The sequence below is a fragment of the Kitasatospora sp. NPDC101801 genome, assembly GCF_044766665.1.
Taxonomy (GTDB): domain Bacteria; phylum Actinomycetota; class Actinomycetes; order Streptomycetales; family Streptomycetaceae; genus Kitasatospora.
The window spans coordinates 102,073-123,008 of the sequence record NZ_JBIWML010000012.1 but is presented as its reverse complement, the minus strand read 5'-3'; the positions used below and the strand labels follow the sequence as shown (position 1 = coordinate 123,008).

Annotated in this window: 14 protein-coding genes and 1 pseudogene; 9 read left to right on the top strand and 6 right to left on the bottom strand. The window is 71.0% G+C overall.

Annotated elements, in window-relative coordinates; genetic code table 11:
* Positions 1-10 precede the first annotated feature (10 nt).
* Positions 11-1,294: a glycoside hydrolase family 6 protein gene (locus ACIRPK_RS16865; RefSeq protein WP_403039013.1), complete on the top strand. Its 1,284-nt coding sequence runs from the start codon at positions 11-13 to the stop codon at positions 1,292-1,294.
* A 317-nt stretch (positions 1,295-1,611) separates the two neighbouring features.
* On the opposite strand, the gene ACIRPK_RS16860 is transcribed toward ACIRPK_RS16865, so the two are convergent.
* A complete protein-coding gene (locus tag ACIRPK_RS16860; protein ID WP_403039011.1) occupies positions 1,612-2,661 on the bottom strand; it encodes a LacI family DNA-binding transcriptional regulator in 1,050 nt (349 codons plus the stop codon).
* Positions 2,662-2,854: 193 nt separating this feature from the next.
* Between ACIRPK_RS16860 and ACIRPK_RS16855 the strand changes: the two genes are divergently transcribed.
* From ACIRPK_RS16855 to ACIRPK_RS16840, 4 genes are read left to right on the top strand one after another with little or no spacing between them, the layout of a single operon-like run.
* Positions 2,855-4,147: an ABC transporter substrate-binding protein gene (locus tag ACIRPK_RS16855; RefSeq protein ID WP_403039009.1), complete on the top strand. Its 1,293-nt coding sequence runs from the start codon at positions 2,855-2,857 to the stop codon at positions 4,145-4,147.
* Complete coding sequence (locus tag ACIRPK_RS16850) at positions 4,144-5,040, top strand: carbohydrate ABC transporter permease (RefSeq protein ID WP_403039006.1); 897 nt, start codon at positions 4,144-4,146, stop codon at positions 5,038-5,040. The genes ACIRPK_RS16855 and ACIRPK_RS16850 overlap by 4 nt, the downstream gene beginning before the upstream one ends.
* 3 nt (positions 5,041-5,043) lie before the next feature.
* Positions 5,044-5,862 (top strand): carbohydrate ABC transporter permease, encoded by an 819-nt coding sequence (locus ACIRPK_RS16845; protein WP_403039004.1) that lies wholly within the window; start codon positions 5,044-5,046, stop codon positions 5,860-5,862.
* Positions 5,859-8,228 (top strand): beta-glucosidase, encoded by a 2,370-nt coding sequence (locus tag ACIRPK_RS16840; protein ID WP_403039001.1) that lies wholly within the window; start codon positions 5,859-5,861, stop codon positions 8,226-8,228. The genes ACIRPK_RS16845 and ACIRPK_RS16840 overlap by 4 nt, the downstream gene beginning before the upstream one ends.
* A 322-nt stretch (positions 8,229-8,550) precedes the next feature.
* Here the strand turns inward: ACIRPK_RS16840 and ACIRPK_RS16835 are convergent.
* The 3 genes and pseudogenes from ACIRPK_RS16835 to xylA all read right to left on the bottom strand — a co-directional run.
* Positions 8,551-9,014 (bottom strand): annotated as a pseudogene (locus ACIRPK_RS16835) (glycoside hydrolase family 11 protein); the annotation flags it as partial.
* A gap of 60 nt (positions 9,015-9,074) precedes the next feature.
* Positions 9,075-10,571, bottom strand: a complete 1,497-nt coding sequence (locus ACIRPK_RS16830) for a glycoside hydrolase family 43 protein (protein ID WP_403038998.1) — start codon at positions 10,569-10,571, stop codon at positions 9,075-9,077.
* 469 nt (positions 10,572-11,040) lie between these two features.
* A complete protein-coding gene (xylA, locus tag ACIRPK_RS16825) occupies positions 11,041-12,213 on the bottom strand; it encodes a xylose isomerase (RefSeq protein WP_403038995.1) in 1,173 nt (390 codons plus the stop codon).
* A 95-nt stretch (positions 12,214-12,308) separates the two neighbouring features.
* Between xylA and xylB the strand changes: the two genes are divergently transcribed.
* The 4 genes from xylB to mmsB all read left to right on the top strand — a co-directional run bounded on the left by xylB (position 12,309) and on the right by mmsB (position 18,021).
* Complete coding sequence (xylB, locus tag ACIRPK_RS16820; protein ID WP_403038992.1) at positions 12,309-13,736, top strand: xylulokinase; 1,428 nt, start codon at positions 12,309-12,311, stop codon at positions 13,734-13,736.
* A 345-nt stretch (positions 13,737-14,081) separates the two neighbouring features.
* The gene (gene chvE, locus ACIRPK_RS16815) at positions 14,082-15,182 is read left to right on the top strand and encodes a multiple monosaccharide ABC transporter substrate-binding protein (protein WP_403038990.1); all 1,101 of its coding nucleotides are present in this window, start codon (positions 14,082-14,084) and stop codon (positions 15,180-15,182) included.
* Between the two features lie 76 nt (positions 15,183-15,258).
* A complete protein-coding gene (gene mmsA / locus ACIRPK_RS16810) occupies positions 15,259-16,800 on the top strand; it encodes a multiple monosaccharide ABC transporter ATP-binding protein (protein ID WP_403038987.1) in 1,542 nt (513 codons plus the stop codon).
* Positions 16,801-16,812: 12 nt separating this feature from the next.
* Positions 16,813-18,021: a multiple monosaccharide ABC transporter permease gene (gene mmsB, locus ACIRPK_RS16805; RefSeq protein WP_403039185.1), complete on the top strand. Its 1,209-nt coding sequence runs from the start codon at positions 16,813-16,815 to the stop codon at positions 18,019-18,021.
* 65 nt (positions 18,022-18,086) lie between these two features.
* Here mmsB and ACIRPK_RS16800 read toward each other — a convergent pair whose 3' ends face one another.
* Together ACIRPK_RS16800 and ACIRPK_RS16795 are read right to left on the bottom strand one after the other, a co-directional pair.
* Entirely contained in the window at positions 18,087-19,415 is a 1,329-nt protein-coding gene (locus ACIRPK_RS16800; RefSeq protein WP_403038984.1) for a glycoside hydrolase family 43 protein, read from the bottom strand.
* Positions 19,416-19,484: 69 nt separating this feature from the next.
* On the bottom strand, positions 19,485-20,927 hold the full coding sequence (locus ACIRPK_RS16795; protein WP_403038982.1) for a family 43 glycosylhydrolase: 1,443 nt from the start codon (positions 20,925-20,927) through the stop codon (positions 19,485-19,487).
* Positions 20,928-20,936: the final 9 nt, after the last annotated feature.

Sequence of the window (20,936 nt, the reverse complement as noted above, 5' to 3'; positions counted from 1 at the left end):
AAGGAACCCCGTGCGTATCCCCCTGCACCGATCCGTCCTGACCGCGAGCACACTCGCCCTGGTGCTCGGCGGCACCGCCCCGGCCTCCGCCGAGTCGAGCACCGCGCCGGCCTCGCACACCCTGCCGGCCAACTCCCGCTTCTACGTCGACCCGGCCGGCGACGCCGCCCACCAGGCGGTGACAGACCTGCTGCACCACGACTTCGAGGGCGCCAGGTCCATGGCGGAACTGGCCAGTTGGCCGGAGGCCGCCTGGTTCACCGATGGCACTCCGGCGCAGGTCGAGTCCCGGGTACGCAGCCTGGTGCGGCGGGCCGAGCTGACGCGTACCGTTCCGGTCCTGGTGGCGTACAACATCCCGCTGCGCGACTGCTCGCAGTACTCCTCCGGCGGTGCGCAGTCGGACGCCGCGTACCGGGCCTGGATCGACGCCTTCGCCCGGGGGCTCGGCCGGAGCAAGGCCGTCGTCGTGCTGGAGCCGGACGGGCTGGCCAACCTTCCCTCCGACTGCGGCCCCGACAGCGACCCCACCGGCACCCTCACCAGCGGCCGCCTCGCCGACCTCGACCATGCGATCGACGCACTGGAGCGGCAGCCGAACAGCGTGGTCTACCTGGACGCCGGCAACAGCCACTGGCGCGGCGTCGGCGACATCTCGCGGCGGCTGATCCAGGCGGGGGTCGGTCGCACCCAGGGGTTCTCGCTGAACGTCTCCAACTACCTGGGCACTGACCTGGGCACCCATTACGGCACCTGGGTCTCCCAGTGCCTGTGGTTCGCCACCAAGGGCCCGGACTGGGCCAAGGGCCACCCCGACTGGTGCGCCGGACAGTACTACTCCCCGACGGCGCCGAACGACGGACAGCCGGGCAACTCGGTGAACGTGGACGACCCGGCCACCTGGCACTGGACCGACGAGTGGTTCCAGCAGAACGTCGGCACCCCGCCCGTGCCGGAGCTCACCCACCTGGTCGTCGACACCAGCCGCAGCGGCCAAGGCGCCTGGACCCCGCCCGTCGGCAAGTACGACGGCGACCCGCAGACCTGGTGCAACGCCCCCGGTCGCGGCATCGGCAACCGGCCGACCGCGGACACCGGCGTCCCACTCGTGGACGCCTATCTGTGGATCAAGACCGTCGGCCAGTCCGACGGGCAGTGCAACCGCAGCATCCCGGGCGGCACCATCGACCCCGAGTACGGCGTCGTCGACCCCCCGGCCGGCGCCTGGTGGCCGGAGCAGGCCAAGGCCCTGGTCCGGAACGCCAACCCGGCCCTGGAGTTCAACCTCCCCTGACCCCGATCTCCAGCTCGCCGAAAGGGCGTCAGCACGCGGCAGCCTTTCCGTCCCCGGCGGCAACAGCGGGGTGTGCCGGGCAGACCGCCGTCCGGCCCCCCGTGCCGGGCCCTGTCACGCCACCGGCGACAGCTACCGGGTGGCGGCCTCGGACGGCGCGCTTCCGTCCGGGGCGGCTTCGGCTCGGCACGGTGAGGACCCGCACTCGCTCGCCTGCGGCAGCCGTCCTCGTTCACCACGTCCCAGCCGTACAGCTTGCCCTTGTGGTGACCCGCCGTGGTCCCGAAGGGCCGAAACTTTCGGGGCCTCCGTCGGCGTCAGCGGTGATCCGAGGACCCGTCTGATCCACCGTCAACCGTCCGGGAGGGATTTCGCGGCGGGGCGGTGCTGCTGCGCTCGACCAGGCTGGTGGCCAGGTCCACCCGCAGCGCGCCGGGCCGGGTGCCCCGGGCCAGGTCGATCACCATGCGGGCGGCGACCTCGGCCATCTCGGTCAGCGGCTGGCGGACGGTGGTCAGCGGTGGGCCGACCCAGCGGGCCGGCGGCAGGTCGTCGAAGCCGACCACGCTGAGGTCCTCGGGGATGCGCAGCCCCAACTCACGGGCGGCTTCGTAGAGCCCCAGGGCCTGCAGGTCGTTCCCGGCGAAGACGGCCGTCGGCCGGTCCGGCAGGGTCAGCAGGTCGAGCCCGATCCGGTGGCCCGCCTCGTGGTGGAAGTCGCCCTCGCGGACCAGTTCAGGGGCGTAGGCGATACCCGCGATGTCGAGCGCGGCCCGGTACCCGTCGGCCCGCGCCCGGGCGCACATCATCCGGCCCGGCCCACCGATCAGGCCGATCCTGCGGTGGCCGAGGTCGACCAGGTGCCGGGTGGCGGCGAGGCCGCCGTCCCAGTTGGTGGTGCCGACGGCGGGCACCCCCTGGCCGGGGTCGCCGGCCGGATCCAGCACCACGAACGGGATGCCGCGGCCGGCCAGTTGCTCCTGCTGGGAGCGGTCCAGACCGGACAGGACCAGCAGGACACCGGTGGGGCGGCGGGCAAGCACCCCGTCCACCCACGACTGGCCCGGGGTGAGCCGCCCGGAGGACTCCGAGAGCACGATGCTCAGACCCTCCTCGCGCGCCACGTTCTCGACGCCGCGGATCACCTCCATCGCCCAGGAGCTCTCCAACTCGTGGAAGACCAGGTCGAGCAGCGGGCTGGTCCGGGCGCCGCCGCGCCGCCGGTAGCCGTGCCGGTGCAGCAGTTCCTCCACCCGCTCCCGGGTGGCCGGGGCGACATCGGCCCGGCCGTTCAGGACTTTCGAAACAGTCGGGGCCGAGACACCGGCCTCCTGCGCGATCTCGGCGAGCGTCGCGGCTCTGGTCACCAGATCCTCCTGCACTGCCCCATCGGGCGAACTCCGCTGCTGTGGTTGTTCGTACGGCACGGATGCTAGCCGGTCGACCGGTCGACCGGTCGGTGGCCGGATCCGCCGGACCCCTTGACTGGCGGCAGGGGCGGCTCTAAGTTTCCCACAACATTCGGCACTTTCATCGCAACATTCGCATGATAGGCAGAGTATGGGATCGAGATTCACCGCGACCGCTGCGGCCACCGTCCTCGTCCTGGGCATGACCGCGGCCTGCGGTTCGGGCGGCTCCTCCTCCGACGCGGGCTCAGGGACGATCCGCGTGCTGGTGTACGGCGACGCCACCAACAAGGTCGAGAAGCAGATTGTCGAGACCTTCAACAGGACCTCCAAGGTCAAGGTGGTGCTGGACACCGTCCCCGGCGCCGACTACCAGCAGAAGCTGCAGACCGTCATCAACACCCCGCAGGCCCCGGACGTCTTCTTCAACTGGGGCGGCGGCTCCATCCAGCCCTTCGTCAAGGCCGGACTGCTGCTCCCGCTGGACGACTTCATCGCCCGGGACCCGGGGCTGAAGGACAACTTCCTGCCCTCGGTGTTCAACTCCGCGACGGTGGACGGCAAGCCGTACGGCGTCCCGATGCGCGGCACCCAGCCGGTGCTGCTGTTCCACAACAAGAAGGTGCTGGCCGAGGCCGGTCTGACCCCGCCGACGACCTGGGACGAACTGATCGCCGCCAGCCGGACCCTGAAGGCCAAGGGCGTCACACCGATCGCCCTCGGCGGCGCCGACCGCTGGCCGACCCTGATGTGGTTCGAGTACCTGTACGACCGGGTCGCCGGGCCCGGCCTGTTCCGGAAGGCGGTGAACGGCGACCCGTCCGCCTGGGCGAGCGAGGACAGCCGCAAGGCGCTGACCACCCTGCGGGAGCTGGTCGACGCCGGCGCGTTCGGCAGCAACTTCGACTCCGTCAAGTTCACCGACGGCGGCTCCCCCGCCCTGGTGGCCAAGGGCAAGGCCGCCTTCGAGCTGATGGGCTCCTGGTACTACTCCACCCAGCAGGACGGCAACCCGGAGTTCACCAAGTCGGGCCTCGGCTACACCGGCTTCCCGACCGTGAACGGCGGCAAGGGCGACCCGGCCGACGTGGTCGGCAACACCAACAACTTCTACTCGGTGCTGAAGAAGACCAAGCACCCCGAGGCCGCCGCCGCCTTCCTGAAGCTGATGTACTCCGACGAGTTCGTCAAGGCCCAGCTCGCCGTCGGCAACCTGCCGACCACCGGCAACACCGTCGACTTCCTGGACACCGCGGCCAGCCCGGCGTACTCCAAGTACCAGTTCGAGCTGGTCAAGGCCGCCCCGTCGTTCCAGCTCTCCTGGGACCAGGCCTACCCGCCGAGCGCCGGCACCCCGATGCAGGCCGCCGTCCAGCAGTTCTTCAACGGCAAGCTCGACGCCGACGGTTTCGTCAAGGCCATGCAGGCCTTGCCCGACGCATGACGTCCACCCCGAAGTCCGGCGCTGGGGTGACCCGCCCGGGCTTCCTCTGGGCGGCACCCGCCGCGCTGTTCTTCACGCTCTTCGCGATCGTGCCGCTGCTGCTGGTGGCCGTGCTCTCCTTCACCCACTGGGACGGCATCACCGAGCCGCGCTTCAACGGCCTGGACAACTGGACCGCGCTGATCCACGACCCGGTGATGATCCAGTCGATCGGGATCACCCTGCTGCTCACCGTCCTCGGTGTGGCCACCCAGACGCCGGTCGCCGTGCTGCTCGGTGTCTGGGCCGCCGGTCACCAGCGCAACCGGGCCGTGCTCTCGGCGATCTACTTCGTCCCACTGCTGCTCTCCGCCACCGCCGTGTCCGTGGTGTGGCGGGCCGTCCTGGATCCCAACTTCGGCGTGCCGTCCCAGCTCAGCTGGCTGTTCGGCGACGGCAATCTGCTCGGCAGCCAGAGCGGCGCGGTCGCGGTGCTCACCTTCGTCGGCGTGTGGCAGTTCACCCCGCTGCACGCCCTGATCTACCAGGGCGGCGCCCGGGCGATCCCGCAGGTGCTCTACCAGGCCGCGTCGATCGACGGGGCGGGCACCGTCCGGCAGTTCTTCCACATCACCCTGCCGCAGCTGCGCAACACCGTCATCACCTCCGCGGTGCTGATGGTGGTCGGCGGGCTCACCACCTTCGACACGGTGCTGATCCTCACCCAGGGCGGCCCCGGTACCGACACCACCGTCAGCGCCTTCCACATGTACCAGAAGGCCTTCAAGAGCTTCGACTTCGGAGCCGGCTCGGCCATCGCCCTCGTCCTGGTGGTCATCGCCACCCTGATCTCGCTCGCGGTGGTCAAGTTCACCGGCTACGACCGGATGCGCGGCACGGCGGAAGGGCTCTGAACCATGCGTCAACGTCCCAACTACATCGCCGGGTTGGGGTCACTGGTCTGGCTGCTGCTGGTCGGCCTGCCGCTCTACGTGCTGCTGCTGGCCACCGTCCGGACCCGCGCCGACTACTCCACCACCGGCCCGCTCGGCCCGCCCGCTGAGTGGACCTTCCAGAACTACCTGACCGACCTGTCCAACGGCTTCGGGCAGGACTTCCTCAACACCCTGGCCGTCACGGCCAGCGTGGTCGCCATCGTCCTGCTGGTCGTCCCGCCGCTCGCCTACGCGATCGTCAGGGCCCGTGGGCGGGCGCCGAGTTGGGTGTTCCGACTGTTCCTGCTCGGCCTGGCGATCCCCGCCCAGGCGGTGATCGTGCCGATGTTCTACCTGATCAGCAAGGCCGGGCTGTACGACCACCTGATCGGCGTCATCCTGCCCACCGCCGCCTTCTGCCTCCCGGTCTGCACCCTGGTGCTGACGGGCGCGATGCGCGACATCAGCCCCGAGCTGTACGAGGCGATGGCGATGGACGGCGCCTCCCCGGCCCGGGTGTTCCGGCAGTTGGTGCTGCCGCTCTCCAAGGGCGGGATCTCCTCCGTCGTGGTCTTCGCGGCGCTCCAGGCGTGGAACGGCTTCCTGTTCCCGCTGATCCTCACCCAGTCCGACTCCACCAAGGTCGTCACCCTCGGTCTGTACGAGTTCCAGACCGAGCACGGCGTCGACGTGCCCGGTCTGCTCAGCGCCGTGGTGCTGTCCACGCTCCCCGTCTTCGTCGTCTACCTGTTCGCCCGCCGCGCCCTGGTCCAGGGCCTGACGGGCGTTGGAGGGAAATGAGTACCACCCACGACCCCGGCGCCGAGGTGACCCCCGCCTGGCGGGACACCGTGCTCCCCCCGGAGGCCCGGGCCGACGCCCTGATCGCGGCGATGACCCTGCGGGAGAAGACCGCCCAGCTGATCGGCGTCTGGGTCGCCGCCGGGGAGGGCGGCGGTGAAGTCGCCCCACACCAGCACGAGATGGCGGAGCCTCTCGATCTCGACACCCAACTTCCGCACGGGCTTGGACAGTTGACCAGATCGTTCGGCAGCGTGCCGGTAGATCCCGCGCTCGGCGCGCTCTCCCTGCTGCGCACCCAACGGCGGATCGTCGCCGCCAACCGGTTCGGCATCCCTGCCCTCGCCCACGAGGAGTGCCTGGCCGGCTTCGCCGCCTGGGGCGCCACCGCCTACCCGGTGCCGCTCTCCTGGGGCGCCACCTTCGATCCGGAGCTGGTCCGGACGATGGCCGCCGCGATCGGCCGCGACCTGCGGGCCGTCGGCGTGCACCAGGGCCTCGCACCGGTGCTCGACGTGGTCCGCGACGCCCGCTGGGGCCGGGTCGAGGAGACCATCGGTGAGGACCCGTACCTGGTCGGCACCGTGGCCACCGCCTACGTCCGGGGCCTGGAGTCCGCCGGGATCGTCGCCACCCTCAAGCACTTCGCCGGATACTCGGCCTCCCGGGCCGGGCGCAACCTCGCGCCCGTGAGCATGGGACCGCGCGAGCGGGCGGACGTGATCCTGCCGCCGTTCGAGATGGCCGTCCGCGAGGGCCGCCCCCGCTCGGTCATGCACGCCTACACCGACACCGACGGCCTGCCCTCCGCCGCCGACGAGGCCCTGCTCACCGGACTGCTCCGGGACACCTGGGGCTTCACCGGCACCCTGGTCGCCGACTACTTCGGCATCGCCTTCCTCAAGACCCTGCACGGCGTCGCCGAGGACTGGTCGGACGCCGCCGCCCAGGCCCTCGGCAGCGGTGTGGACGTCGAACTGCCCACCGTGAAGACCTTCGGACAGCCCCTGCTCGACGCCGTCACCACCGGGGCGGTACCGGAGCAGCTGATCGACCGGGCGCTGCGCCGGGTGCTGGTCCAGAAGGCTCAACTGGGGCTGCTGGACCCGGACTGGGACCCGGTGCCCGACGTCCTCGCCGACACCGACCTGACCGACCCCGAGGCCCTGCGCGGCCTGGTCGACCTCGACCGGCCCGCCAACCGCGCGCTCGCCGCCGAACTCGCGGAGCAGGCGGTGGTGTTGCTGCGCAACGACGGCCTGCTGCCGCTGGGACGCCCCTCCCGGATCGCGCTGATCGGTCCCAACGCCGACGAACCCACCGCCGTGCTCGGCTGCTACGCCTTCCCCGTGCACGTCGGCAGCCGGCATCCGGAGGTGCCACTGGGCATCGAACTCCCGACCCTGCGCGAGGCGTTGGCAGCCGAGTTCGCCGGCAGCGAGCTGCGGACCGTGCTCGGTGTGAGCGTGGACGGCGCGGACCGGGCCGGCATCGCCGAGGCGGTCCGAGCCGCCCGGGAGGCCGACGTGGTGGTGCTGGCCCTCGGTGACCGGGCCGGGCTGTTCGGTCGGGGCACCAGCGGCGAGGGCTGCGACGCCGGTTCGCTCGAACTGCCGGGTCTTCAGCGAGAGTTGCTCGACGCGCTACTGGACTGCGGCACCCCGGTGGTGGTCACCCTGCTGGCCGGGCGGCCGTACGCGCTGGGGCGCGCCGCCACCGAGGCCGCGGCCGTGGTGCAGTGCTTCTTCCCGGGCGAGGCCGGCACCGGGGCCCTGGCCGGGGTGCTGAGCGGACGGGTCAACCCGTCCGGGCGGCTGCCGGTCTCCGTCCCCGCTCACCCGAACGTCCAGCCGTCCACCTACCTGGCCGCCCCTCTGGCCCAGGCGAGCGGCGTCTCCAGCATCGACCCGACGCCCGCCTACGGCTTCGGACACGGGCTCGGCTACAGCGAGTTCGACTGGTCCGGCCTGACGGTGGAGACGGCGGAGACCGGCACGGACGGCGCGTTCCGGCTCGCCTTCGATCTGCGCAACACCGGCGAGCGGGCGGGCGCCGAGGTGGTGCAGCTCTACCTGCACGACCCGGTGGCCAGTGTGGTCCAGCCGGTCCAGCGCCTGATCGGCTACCGCCGGATCGAGCTCGCCGCCGGAGCCGGCTGCCGGGTGAAGCTCGACCTCCCCGCCGACCTCGCCTCCTTCACCGGCCGCGAGGGCCACCGGATCGTCGAGCCGGGCGCCCTGGAGCTGCGGGTCTCCGCCTCCAGCACCGACGCCCGATTCACCGTCCCGCTCCGGCTGGCCGGCCCGGTGCGCCCCCTCGACCACACCAGGCGTCTCCACCCGACCTTCAGCGTAGAGGAGTTGTGAGTTCAGGTGCCGTCGCCGCAGAATCGGACCGCCTGGTGACGATGCCGGTTTCCGGGTCCCGCTCCGGCTGGCCGGCCCGGTGCGCCCCCTCGACCACACCAGGCGTTTCCACCCGACCTTCAGCGTAGAGGAGTTGTGAGTTCAGGTGCCGTCGCCGCAGAATCGGAGCGCCTGGTGACGATGCCGGTTTCCGGAGAGGATTCGAAGGAGGACCACCTGCGCATCGCACGAATGGCCGCCGGATCGACGACCGTCGCCGTCACCTCGGGCCGGCGCTGTGCCGGGAGCAGGACGATCGCCGCATCGGATCAGCCCCGTGAGATCAGCGTGCCACCAACCGCGCCCCGGTCCGCTGGGCGTTGCCGTCCGGCTTGGCGACCATCACCTGCGAACTCGGGGAGCTGGTGGTGGCGTTCCAGGTCGGCAGGACCTTGGCCGGGGACGGCACGTTCATCGTGACGGTCCAGTTGGCGGAGCCGCTGACCGCCACGTCGAGGTTGTAGCGGTGCCTCCGCCACCGGGACCGCCCGAGGTGGAGTCCACCGTGAGGTCGGAGCTGCCGCTGCTCTGGCAGCCCTCGGTCGCCAGGATCATGTAGTTCACGGTGCCGAGCAGCGTGCCCGCCCGGGACCAGGCGTCGAAGTGGTTGCCGGTGGTGATGGTGCCACTGGTCCGCTTGCTCTGACGGACGCTCCAGTACGGGTTGAAGGTCTTGATCCCCTCGATGGAGGGAGCGTCGTACCGGGTGGTCCGGTAGGTGTCGTAGGTGGTGACGGTGCCCTTGAAGTCTGATCTGATGCGTCCCCGATCGGTGGCAATGGGGTCGGGGTGGCCTTGGGGGCGGGTCTACTGCGGCTGGTAGTCGAACCAGTCGAAGTGGACGGTGCCCTCGGCGGCGTACATGGCGATCACCCGGCCGGTGAAGCCGCCGGCCACCTCGGTGGAGAGGTAGCGGCCGCTCAGGGTGCCGAGCACGGCGAAGGTACCGTCCGGCTCCTCGATGCCGAAACTGAGGTCGTCCGGGCCGGTGCGGGCGTCGCGTGGCGGCTGCGGGCCGGTCCGCAGGCCGAGCACCACCGGGCCGCTGGGCACCTGACGGCGCGCCACCTCCGTCCGCAGCGGGCCGACCCGGGCGAGCAGGCGCACCGCACCATCGGCGGCCTCCAGCTCGTAGTGGTGCTCCTCGTCCAGCCGGACCACCAGGCCGCCCCGGCCCTCGGCCGGGTCGGCCCGGGTGCGGACGTGGCATTCCAGGTGCTGTTGGCGGCGGCCGACCAGTACCGCGTACAGGGTGTCCAGCGAGCCCCGGCCGCGCAGGGTCAGCCAGCCGGTGCGCTCCTTGGTGGTGCACAGCCCGTCCGGCCGCTCGCGCAGCGAGATCCAGCGGGGCCCGAGCTCGACCTGATCGAAGTCGTCCCGGACCGGTGTCTCGGGCCCGGGCTGCAACGGCCAGGCGGGGAGAGGCAGTTCGGTGGTGACCTCACCGACCACCGGCCAGCCGTCCGCCCACTCGACCGGTGCGAGGAAGGTCTCCCGGCCGAGCACGTGCCAGCCAGGGGTGCCGCCCTGCGGTCGGACGCCGAGCAGCACCATCCACCAGGAGCCGTCCGGACCCTGCACCAGGTCGGCGTGGCCGGTGTTCTGGACCGCGCGGCCGGTGCCGCGGTGGGTCAGGACCGGGTTGGCCGGGCAGGGCTCGAACGGTCCGGCGGGCGAGGGGCCGCGGGCGATCGAGACGGCGTGGCCGCGCTCGGTGCCGCCCTCGGCGATCATCAGGTACCAGTACTCACCGATCCGGTACAGGTGCGGGGCCTCGGGGGCCACCCCACCGGTGCCGGACCAGACCCGGCGCACCTCGCCGGAGGTCTCGCCGGTGCGCGGGTCCAACCGGACCTGGGAGACCCCGGCCACGGTGCACCAGCAGGTGCCGTCCTCGTCCCAGGCCAGGTCCGGGTCGATGCCGGGCACCCCGGGTGCCCTGGTCGGCTCGGACCACGGGCCGGCTGGGTCGGTGGCGCTGAACAGCAGGTTGCCCCCGCCCTCGGCCACGTTGGTGACGATCAGCCAGAACCGGCCGTCGTGGTGGCGCAGCGTCGGCGCGTAGAGGCCGCCGGAGGAGAGCGTGGACGCGGGCAGCCGCAGCTGGCCCGGCCGGTCCAGGGCGTTGCCGATCTGGGTCCAGTTGACCAGGTCTCGGCTGTGGAGGACCGGGATGCCGGGAAAGTACTCGAAGCTGGAGCACACCACGTAGTAGTCGTCACCGACCCGGCAGATGCTCGGATCGGGGTGGAAGCCGGGGATCACGGGGTTGGCGACGGTGCCGCCGGTCTGCTGGCCTGACACTGGATCAGTTCCTCTCGACGTGCCGTTGGTCCGGGTGGCGCCCCGGTCGGGGAGGCGGGGCGCCACCTGTCATCACCAGTTCGGCCGAGTGCGCCGACGGTGATCCCGAGGCTGCGGTCGGCACCGGCCTCCAGGGCCGGCAGCACCGGCCCGCGAGCCCGGAGGCGGCGCGCGCTGAGGCACGGCATCGGCTGACCGGGCTCACCTGCCAGCCGTACGGGTGGCTGCGCGCCGCACACCTGAGCGGCCATCAGCGGCAGTACCGGGCGGCCACCCTGCAGCTGACCGACGAGCGGCTCACCGCCGCCGACGGAGCCGCCGCCGACCCGGGACCGGTCGCCGGGGTCCACCGATCTGCGGCAGCCTCATACCGGCCTGCTCCCACGGCCGACGGACGATCCCGCCGGCGGCCCCGAACACAAGGACGGGGATGTCCAGCCGACCGGAAACCCGCCCGGGCCGCCCGGGGTCAGCGGGCGCCGAGCAGGTGCTCCAGGGCCAGCTGGTCCAGCTGCTCGAAGGCCATCCCGCGGTCCGCCGCGGCGTCCACGTCGAATCCCTCGAAGGCGGACCGGTCGGCCAGCAGCCCGGCCAGGCCGTCGGCCGCGGTGGGCTGGGCCAGCTCGGGCAGCCGGGAAGCGGCGAGCGCGGCCCGGACCTCCGGATCCGCCCGGAAGGCCCGCGAACGCTCGGCCAGCAGCAGGTAGTTGCGCATGCAGGCGGCCGCCGAGGCCCACACGCCGTCGAAGTCCTCGGTGCGCGGCGGCTTGAAGTCGAAGTGCTTCGGGCCGTCGTAGCCGGCGCTCTCCAGCAGGTCGACCAGCCAGAACGCCTGGCGCAGGTCACCGGCGCCGAAGCGGAGGTCCTGGTCGTACTTGATGCCGGACTGCCCGTTCAGGTCGATGTGGAACAGCTTGCCGTGCCAGAGCGCCTGGGCGATGCCGTGCGGGAAGTTCAGCCCGGCCATCTGCTCGTGGCCGACCTCCGGATTGAGTCCGACCCGGTCCGGGCGTTCCAGCTCGTTGATGAACGCCAGGGCGTGACCGACCGTCGGCAGCAGGATGTCGCCGCGCGGCTCGTTCGGCTTGGGCTCGATGGCGAACCGGAGGTCGTAGCCCTGTGCCTCGACGTACTCGCCGAGCAGGTCGAAGGCCTCCTTCAGCCGGTCGAGTGCGGTGCGCACGTCCTTGGCCGCGCCGGACTCGGCGCCCTCCCGGCCACCCCAGGCGACGTAGGTCGTGGCGCCGAGCTCGGCCGCCAGGTCGATGGTGCGGATGGTCTTGCGCAGCGCGTAGCGGCGGACGTCGCGATCGTTGGCGGTGAACGCGCCGTCCTTGAAGACCGGGTGGGTGAACAGGTTGGTGGTGGCCATCGGCACCTTCAGGCCGGCGGCGTCCAGCGCCGCGCGGAAGCGCTTGACGGTCTGCTCCCGCTCGGCCTCGCCCGCGCCGAACGGGATCAGGTCGTCGTCGTGGAAGGTCACGCCGTGGGCGCCGAGGGCGGCCAGCCGCTGCACCGTCTCGACCGGGTCGAGCGCGGGCCGGGTGGCGTCGCCGAACGGGTCGCGCCCCTGCCAACCGACGGTCCACAGGCCGAAGGTGAAGCGGTGCGCGGGGGTGGGAACGAGCGGATCGGTGGTCATCGAGCGGCTCCGGATCAGTGCGAGGACTGTTTGTCAGGGCGAAAAACAAACTAGTATGCGGAGCCGTCCGAAGGAAACCCCGCGGGAGGAAACGCATGGCAGCTCGGCAGGTCGTCATCGGCATCGACAGCTCCACCCAGTCCACCAAGGCGCTGGCCGTCGACGTGGACTCCGGCGCCGTGCTGGGCCACGGCCGCGCCCCGCACACCGTGAGCACCGGCCCCGGCCGGGAGAGCGATCCCGAGCAGTGGTGGCAGGCCCTGGAGGCGGCCGTCTCCGACACCGGCTGGGCGGACCGCGCGGCCGCCTGCTCGGTGGCCGGCCAGCAGCACGGCCTGGTCACCCTGGACGCGGCCGCCCGACCGGTGCGCCCGGCCCTGCTCTGGAACGACGTCCGGGCCGCCCCGCAGGCCGCCGCCCTGCGCGCCGAGTTCGGCGCAGCGGAGCTGGCCGCCCGTACCGGCAGCGTGCCCACCGCCGCCTTCACCGCCGCCAAGTGGGCCTGGCTCCGGGCCGACGATCCGGAGGCCGCCGCCCGCACGGCCGCGGTCCGGCTGCCGCACGACTTCCTGACGGAGCGTCTGACCGGCGGAGCGGCCACCGACCGCGGCGACGCCTCGGGCACCGGCTGGTGGGGACCGGACGGCTACGACCAGGACGTCCTCGCCCGGATCGGTCTCGATCCGGCCCTGCTGCCGCCGGTCCTCCCCGCCGGAGCCCGGGCCGGCACCGCCCGCCCCGGCTCGCCGCTGCGCGCGGGCACACCGGTGGCCACCGGCACCGGGGACAACATGGCAGCCGCCCTCGGCCTCGGCCTGACACCCGGTCAGCCGGTGCTCAGCCTCGGCACCTCCGGCACCGTCTACGCCGTCGGCAGCTCCCGGCCCGCCGACCCGAGCGGGACAGTGGCCGGCTTCGCCGACGCGCTGTGCGGCTGGCTGCCCCTGGCCTGCACGCTCAACTGCACGCTGGCGGTCGACCGGTTCGCCGCCCTGCTCGGCCGGGACCGCGAGCAGGTCGAGGACGGCGGCACCGCCGTGGTCCTCCCCTACCTGGACGGCGAGCGCACCCCCGACCTCCCCGGCGCCTCCGGCCTGGTGCACGGGCTGCGCCACGACACCACACCGGGCCAGCTGCTCCAGGCCGCTTACGACGGCGCCGCGCACGCCCTGCTGACCGCACTGGCGGACGTGCTGCGCGCCGGCGGCCAGAGCCCGGACGACGACCGGCCGCTGCTGCTGATCGGCGGCGGCGCCCGCGGTCGGGCCTGGCAGCAGACCGTACTCCGGCTGTCCGGCCGCGCGGTCCAGGTGCCCGCGGCCGAGGAGCTGGTCGCTCTGGGCGCCGCCGCCCAGGCGGCCGCGCTGCTCACCGGCGAGTCCGCCGACGCCGTCGCCCGGCGCTGGCGGACCGCCGAGGGCCCCCTGCTGGAGCCCGTTCCCCAGGACGAGGCCACGCTCGGGCGGATCGCGGACACCCTGCATCGAGCCGGGGCCCTCCAGCAGGCCCCGCACGGAGTCTGAGCAGATCCGCGCGGGGAGGCGGCACGTGACGGGGATCGGCACGGCGCTCTCAACGGTCCGTCAGCTGCCCGCCGCCCCGGCCGCACCCATCGCGGCCCGCGCCACCTCCCCGACCTCCTGGGAGCTGGTGGCCGCACCTCACCGCACCCGCTCCTGCGCTGAGCCTGCGGCGCCGCGAGTGCATGGGCCTCAGACCGGAATTGTTAACGCTAACAATCGCCGCGTCAAGCGCACGGAGACGAGACGGAACGGTGATCTCCCGACCCTTGACGACCATTCTGTGAGCGTTAACACTCAGGTACCGCCCCGCCCACACCGCGGCGCGGAACCATCCCTGGAGGAACTGTGCGAAAGCTCTCGATCGGTCTCGCGGCGGCGGGCCTCTCCCTGACCTTGGCCGCCTGCGGCCAGAGCGCCAACGGCGTCGGCGACGCCCCGGCCAAGAGCGGCGACGCCAAGGGCGGTCTGGTCGGCATCGCCATGCCCACCAAGTCCTCCGAGCGCTGGATCAACGACGGCAACAACATCGCCAAGGAGTTCCAGGCCAAGGGCTACAAGACCGACCTCCAGTACGGCGACAACGTGGTGGAGAACCAGGTCTCCCAGCTGGAGAACATGATCACCAAGGGTGCCAAGCTCTTGGTGGTCGCCGCCATCGACGGCTCCTCGCTGACCAACGTGCTGCAGAAGGCCGCAGACGCCAAGATCCCGGTCATCTCCTACGACCGCCTGATCCGCGGCACCGTGAACGTCGACTACTACGCCACCTTCGACAACTTCAAGGTCGGTGTGCTGCAGGGAAGTTACATCGTCGACAAGCTCGGCCTCAAGGACGGCAAGGGCCCGTTCAACATCGAGCTGTTCGCCGGCTCCCCGGACGACAACAACGCCACCTTCTTCTTCAACGGCGCGATGAGCGTGCTCAAGCCCTACCTGGACGACAAGAAGCTCGTCGTGCAGAGCGGCCAGACCGCCTTCAACCAGGTCGCCACCCTGCGCTGGGACGGCGGGGTGGCCCAGTCCCGGATGGACAACCTGCTCAGCAAGGCGTACACCGCCGCCCAGGTGGACGCGGTGCTCTCGCCGTACGACGGCATCTCGATCGGCATCCTCTCCTCGCTCAAGGGGGTCGGGTACGGCAGCGCCGGCAAGACCCTCCCGGTGGTCACCGGGCAGGATGCCGAGCTGGCCTCGGTGAAGTCCATCATCGCGGGCGAGCAGACCCAGACCGTCTACAAGGACACCCGCGAACTCGCCAAGGTGGCGGTGCAGATGGGCGACGCGGTGCTCACCGGCGGCAAGCCGGAGGTCAACGACACCAGCCAGTACCAGAACGGCGCCAAGACCGTGCCCGCCTACCTGCTGCAGCCCGTGAGCGTGGACAAGGAGAACTACCGCAAGGTGCTGATCGACGGCGGGCAGTACACCGCCGACCAGGTCAAGTAGCCGCCCCACCAAGACCGGTGGTCCCGGCCCTGCCACAACGGGCCCGGGACCACCCCCGGCGAACGGAACCACCACCATGGCCGGACCCATCCTGGAGATGCGTTCGATCACCAAGACCTTCCCCGGCGTCCTGGCGCTCTCCGACGTCAACCTGAGCGTGGCGCGCGGTGAGGTGCACGCGATCTGCGGCGAGAACGGCGCCGGGAAGTCGACCCTGATGAAGGTGCTCAGCGGCGTCCATCCGCACGGCTCCTACCAGGGCGACATCCTCTTCGAGGGCGAGCCCTGCGAGTTCCGGGACATCCGGGCCAGCGAGCGGCGCGGCATCGTGATCATCCATCAGGAACTCGCCCTGGTGCCCTACCTGTCGATCGCCGAGAACATCTTCCTCGGCAACGAGCACGCCCGGCGCGGCCGGATCGACTGGCACCGGACCCTCACCCACGCCACCGAGCTGCTCCGCCGGGTCGGCCTGCCGGAGCACCCGCAGACCCGGATCGCCGACATCGGGGTGGGCAAGCAGCAGCTGGTCGAGATCGCCAAGGCACTGGCCAAGGAGGTCAGACTGCTGATCCTGGACGAGCCGACCGCCGCACTGAACGACGAGGACAGCCGCCAGCTGCTCGACCTGATCCTGGAGCTCAAGGCCCAGGGCATCGCCTGCATCATCATCTCGCACAAGCTCAACGAGATCGCCCGGGTGGCCGACTCGGTGACCATCCTGCGGGACGGCCGGACCATCGAGTCCATCCCGGTCCAGGGCATCAGCGAGGACCGGATCATCCGCGGCATGGTCGGCCGCGACCTGGAGCACCGCTACCCCGAACGCACTCCCGAGATCGGCGAGGTCGCGCTGGCGATCGAGGACTGGACGGTGCGCCACCCGATCGACCAGCAGCGCAAGGTGGTGGACGGGGCTTCGCTGAACGTCCGCCGCGGCGAGATCGTGGGCATCGCCGGCCTGATGGGCGCCGGCCGCACCGAGCTCGCGATGAGCGTGTTCGGCCGCTCCTACGGCCGGTACACCGGTGGCCGGGTGCTGCTGGACGGGCGGGAGATCCGCACCCGAACGGTGCCGGAGGCGATCGGCCACGGCCTCGCCTACGTCACCGAGGACCGCAAGCAGCTCGGGCTCAACCTGATGGACGACATCAGTCGGAACATCTCGCTGAGCGCGCTCGGCAAAGTGGCCCGGCGCGGCTGGGTGAACCGGCACGAGGAGACCAGGGTGGCCGAGCGGTTCCGCGAGGCCATGAACATCAAGGCGCCCTCGGTCTTCGCACAGACCGGCAAACTCAGCGGCGGCAACCAGCAGAAGGTCGTACTGAGCAAGTGGATCTTCACCGAGCCCGAGGTGCTGATCCTCGACGAACCGACCCGGGGCATCGACATCGGCGCCAAGGCGGAGATCTACACGGTGATCGCCGACCTGGCCGCCCAGGGACGGGCCGTGCTGGTGATCTCGTCCGAACTACCCGAGCTGCTCGGTCTGTGCGACCGGATCTACACCATGGCCGAGGGCCGGATCACCGGTGAGGTGAGCAGGGCCGAGGCGACCCAGGAATCCCTGATGCGGCTGATGACCCAGACCGCGGACCGACGACACGAGCAGGTGTAAGGCATGGCCCAGATGACCACCGAGATCCCGCAGAAGACCGAACGGCCTGATCCGGTCGGGCTGTTGACCACCGTACTGCGGGGCAACGTCCGCCAGTACGGCATGCTCGGCGCGCTGGCCCTGATCGTGCTGCTGTTCCAGATCTGGACCGGCGGCATTCTGCTCCAGCCGTTGAACATCACCAACCTGATCCAGCAGAACGGCTACATCCTCATCCTGGCCATCGGCATGATGATCGTCATCATCGCCGGCCACATCGACCTCTCGGTCGGCTCGCTGGCCGCCTTCGTCGGTGCGGCGTCGGCGGTGATGATGGTCAAGGGCCAGGTGCCGTGGCCGGTGGCGCTGGTCGCGGCGCTGCTGATCGGCGCACTGGCCGGTGCCTGGCAGGGCTTCTGGATCGCCTACATCGGCATCCCGTCGTTCATCGTGACGCTGGCCGGGATGCTGCTGTTCCGCGGCGGCACCCAGATCCTGCTGCAGGGCCAGTCGGTGGCACCGTTCCCGGCCGGGTTCCAGAAGATCAGCAGCGGGTTCCTGCCGCAGGTCGGCCCGCACACCAACTACCACAACCTGACCCTGCTGATCGGCGCGGCCGTGCTGGCCGTGGCGGTGCTCCAGGAGGTCCGCGGACGCCGGCAGGCCGCCTCGTACGGGCTGGTGCTGCTGCCGGCCGGGCTGTTCGCGGCCAAGCTTGCGGCGATCGCGGTGGCGGTGCTGGCCTTCACCCTGCTGCTGGCCAGCTACCACGGGGTGCCGATCGTCCTGCTGATCCTCGGTGCGCTGCTGGTCGGCTTCGGCTACCTGATGCGCAACTCGATCCTGGGCCGCCACACCTATGCGATCGGCGGCAACGAGGCGGCGGCCAAGCTCTCCGGCGTGAAGAGCAAGCGGGTGGTCTTCCTGGCCTTCGTCAACATGGGCGTGCTGGCCGCGCTGGCCGGTCTGGTCTTCGCGGCCCGGCTCAACGCGGGCACCCCGCAGGCCGGGATCAACTTCGAGCTGGAGGCCATCGCGGCGGCCTTCATCGGCGGCGCCTCGGCCAGCGGCGGGGTGGGCACGGTGCTCGGCGCGATCATCGGCGGCCTGGTGCTCGGCGTGCTCAACAACGGCATGTCGCTGGTCGGTGTCGGCACCGACTACCAGCAGGTGATCAAGGGCCTGGTGCTGCTGGCCGCGGTCGGCTTCGACGTCTACAACAAGCGCAAGGCCGGTTCGTAGCGGCCTGCCCCCCAACGGAACTGCCCGGCTCCCCTCGGAGGGGAGCCGGGCAGTTCCGCGTGTACTCAGCTCCAGGGGCTGCCGGCCTGGAAGGAGCTGTCGGCGCGGAAGGTGTCGTTGTCCTGGTAGACGTCCAGGCTCAACTGGTAGTCGTAGTGCCGCAGGTAGCGGCCGGGGTAGTTGTAGGACTCCAGCGAGACCGACCCGGCCGCCGAGCCGGGGCGCGGGCAGAAGGTGGCGTCGCCCGTGAAGACGGCAGAACCGTCGTCCGTGCCCAGCCGGAGCTTGAAGTCCCAGTGCCGCAGGTAGCGGCCGTCGGCGGCGCGCAGCGAGTGGCAGTTGGGGTCGGCCAGGCCGGGGACCACGGTGAAGCTGGCGGCCTGCTTGGCGGCGGTGCTGCTGGAGGAGGTCACGGTGGCTAGGCTGCCGTCCGAACTGAGGTAGCGGGAGGGGTAGTTGACCGACTGAAGAGAACGGGTGGTGTTCACCGGGAGGGTGGCACCGCCGGGTACCGTCTCCCGGAGCACGGTGAAGTGACGGGCGAAGCCTCTGAGTCCGGGCAGTTCGGTGGGGGTGGTCCAGGTGGACAGGCCGTCGTAGCTGTCGCTGTAGTAGTACTTGTGGGCGGAGTAGCCGTCGTAGTAGATCCGCCAGCCGCCGTTGTCGAGCTGGACCAGCGCCGGGCCCTCGACCCAGTTGCCGAAACCGGCCCAGTCGCCGGTGCCGGTGACGGTGTAGGGGCCGCCGAGGCTGGTGGCGGTGGCGTGCTCCAGGTACTTGGTGGTCTCGTTCTTGGTGATCGCGTGATAGGTCGAGCCGATCTTCACCACGAAGGTGTCGATGTGGTTGCCGGTGATCCCGGCCAGCGGCGTCGGTGAACTCCAGCTGGTGAGAGCGGAGTTGGTGGCGGTCAGCCGGTACGGCGCGAAGTCGGCGCCGGAGGCGGAGGTGGAGAGCGAGACGATCACGTTGACGCTGCCGTCGGAGTCGACGTGCCACTCGGGCGCCCAGGTGCGCTGGAGGCCGGCCAGCGGGATGGTGTGGTTGCCGAGGAAGGTCCAGTTCACCCGGTCGGTGCTGGTGGCGAAGCCGATGGTGTTGCCGGACCAGTTGGTGGTGTAGGTGAGATAGTACCGGCCGTCGGTGTGCCGGATGATGCTCGGGTCCCGGATCAGGCCCGAAGGCGGGGTGTACGCCGAGGACTTGACGACGCGGTAGCCGGTGGCGTCCGGGGAGTCGTAGACGTACATGTTGGATTCGCTGCTGTTGGTGAACGCGGTCATGGTGTACCGGGTTGCGGTCCCGGCCGGCGGCGCGGCGGCCTCGGCCGGGACGGCGGGCAGTACGGTCAGGGTGACGGCGGCCGCGGCGGCCAGGTGGCGGAGCTTGGACATGGGGGGCACTCCTCGGGTACGGGTCCGGCCGTGACCTGGCGTCAGATCACGGCCGGACGGGGTGGGGTGTCACTGCTGGTAGAAGGTCGCGTCGGCCTTGCCGACCGTGGTGGTCACGACCTCCACGCGGAGCAGGTAGTCGTAGTGCCGGACGTACTGGCCCGGCAGGCTGTAGGACTCGTAGGAGACGGCGGCCGAGTCGGCCAGGCCGGAGCGCTGGAAGAAGCTGGCGCTGTCCTCGAAGGCGGTGGAGCCGTCGCTCTTGTCCACCCAGACCTCGCCGTTGGGGCGCGAACGCAGGTAGTAGCCGGGGAAGTTGGCGGACTCCAGGGAGACCGTGCCGGAGCCGGAGAGACCGGGGACGGTGCGGAACTGCGAGTCGGCCAGGTTGGTGACGTCGGCGTCCAGGCGGGCGCGGTACTCCCAGTGGCGGATGTAGCGGTCCGGGAAGTTGTAGGAGGAGAGCCGCTTCGGGGTGGTGCCGTCGGGCATCGGGATGCCGAAGTTGGGGGTGCCGTCGGCGTTCCAGTAGAGCTTCTGCACCCGGGTGCGGCGGTTGGGGTCGTTCAGCGGGTCGCCGTTGATGGCCTGGTAGCCGCGGTCGTGGTAGACCAGGATGTCGCTCCTGCCGTCCTCCGAGACGGTGAACTGGTTGTGCCCGGGGCCGTACTGGCCGGTGTTGGCGTTGCTCTTGAAGACCGGGGTGGGGCTCTTGCTCCAGGCGGCCGGGTCGAGCAGGTCGGCGGAGGCCGAGGCGGAGAGCAGGCCCAGGCAGTAGTTGCTGTCGGTGGCGGAGGCCGAGTAGCTGAGGAAGACCTTGCCGCCGTGCTGGATCACCGCCGGGCCCTCGTTGACCTTGTAGCCGACGGTCTCCCAGCTCAGCGTCGGCACGGTGAGCCGCACCGGGGTACCCGCGAGGGTCCACGGGTTGCTCAACTTGGCGAGGTAGACGTTGGAGTTGGTGGCGATCGCCGGGTCCTGCTGGGCCCAGCTCAGGTAGCGGGTGCCGTTCACCGTGAAGGTGGTGGCGTCCAGCGCGAAGCTGTCCATCGGGGTGGCGATCTGGCCCTTCTCGGTCCAGCTGCCGGTGACGGGGTTGGCGTCCGAGCTTTCCAGCACGTACATCCGGATCTTCCAGATGTCGGTGGTGCTGCCCGCCGCGAAGTAGACGTACCACCTGCCGTCGATGAAGTGGATCTCCGGCGCCCAGATGTGCGCGCCCATCGCGCCGGCGGCGTGCTTGGTCCAGATCACCGTCTCGGGGGCGGTGGCCAGGCCCTGGATGGTGGCCGAGCGGCGCAGGATGATCCGGTCGTACTCGGGGGCGGTGGCGGTGAAGTAGTAGAAGCCGTCGGTGTGCTTGTAGATCTGCGCGTCGGCGCGCTTCTCGATCAGGGTGTTGCTGTACGAAACGGCGGGCGAGGCGGGGGTGGCGGCCCCGGCCGGGGAGACCGGCAGCAGGGTGGTGGCCAGTACGGCGGCGCCGACGGCGAGCAGACGGTTCCTGGTCATCTGAGCTCT

Coding starts and splice junctions, on each gene's coding strand:
- ACIRPK_RS16855 (WP_403039009.1), top strand. CDS start 2,855: ATGGGATCGAGATTCACCGCGACCGCTGCGGCCACCGTCCTCGTCCTG.
- ACIRPK_RS16850 (WP_403039006.1), top strand. CDS start 4,144: ATGACGTCCACCCCGAAGTCCGGCGCTGGGGTGACCCGCCCGGGCTTC.
- ACIRPK_RS16845 (WP_403039004.1), top strand. CDS start 5,044: ATGCGTCAACGTCCCAACTACATCGCCGGGTTGGGGTCACTGGTCTGG.
- ACIRPK_RS16840 (WP_403039001.1), top strand. CDS start 5,859: ATGAGTACCACCCACGACCCCGGCGCCGAGGTGACCCCCGCCTGGCGG.
- xylA (WP_403038995.1), bottom strand. CDS start 12,213: ATGACCACCGATCCGCTCGTTCCCACCCCCGCGCACCGCTTCACCTTC.
- xylB (WP_403038992.1), top strand. CDS start 12,309: ATGGCAGCTCGGCAGGTCGTCATCGGCATCGACAGCTCCACCCAGTCC.
- mmsA (WP_403038987.1), top strand. CDS start 15,259: ATGGCCGGACCCATCCTGGAGATGCGTTCGATCACCAAGACCTTCCCC.
- mmsB (WP_403039185.1), top strand. CDS start 16,813: ATGACCACCGAGATCCCGCAGAAGACCGAACGGCCTGATCCGGTCGGG.
- ACIRPK_RS16800 (WP_403038984.1), bottom strand. CDS start 19,415: ATGTCCAAGCTCCGCCACCTGGCCGCCGCGGCCGCCGTCACCCTGACC.
- ACIRPK_RS16795 (WP_403038982.1), bottom strand. CDS start 20,927: ATGACCAGGAACCGTCTGCTCGCCGTCGGCGCCGCCGTACTGGCCACC.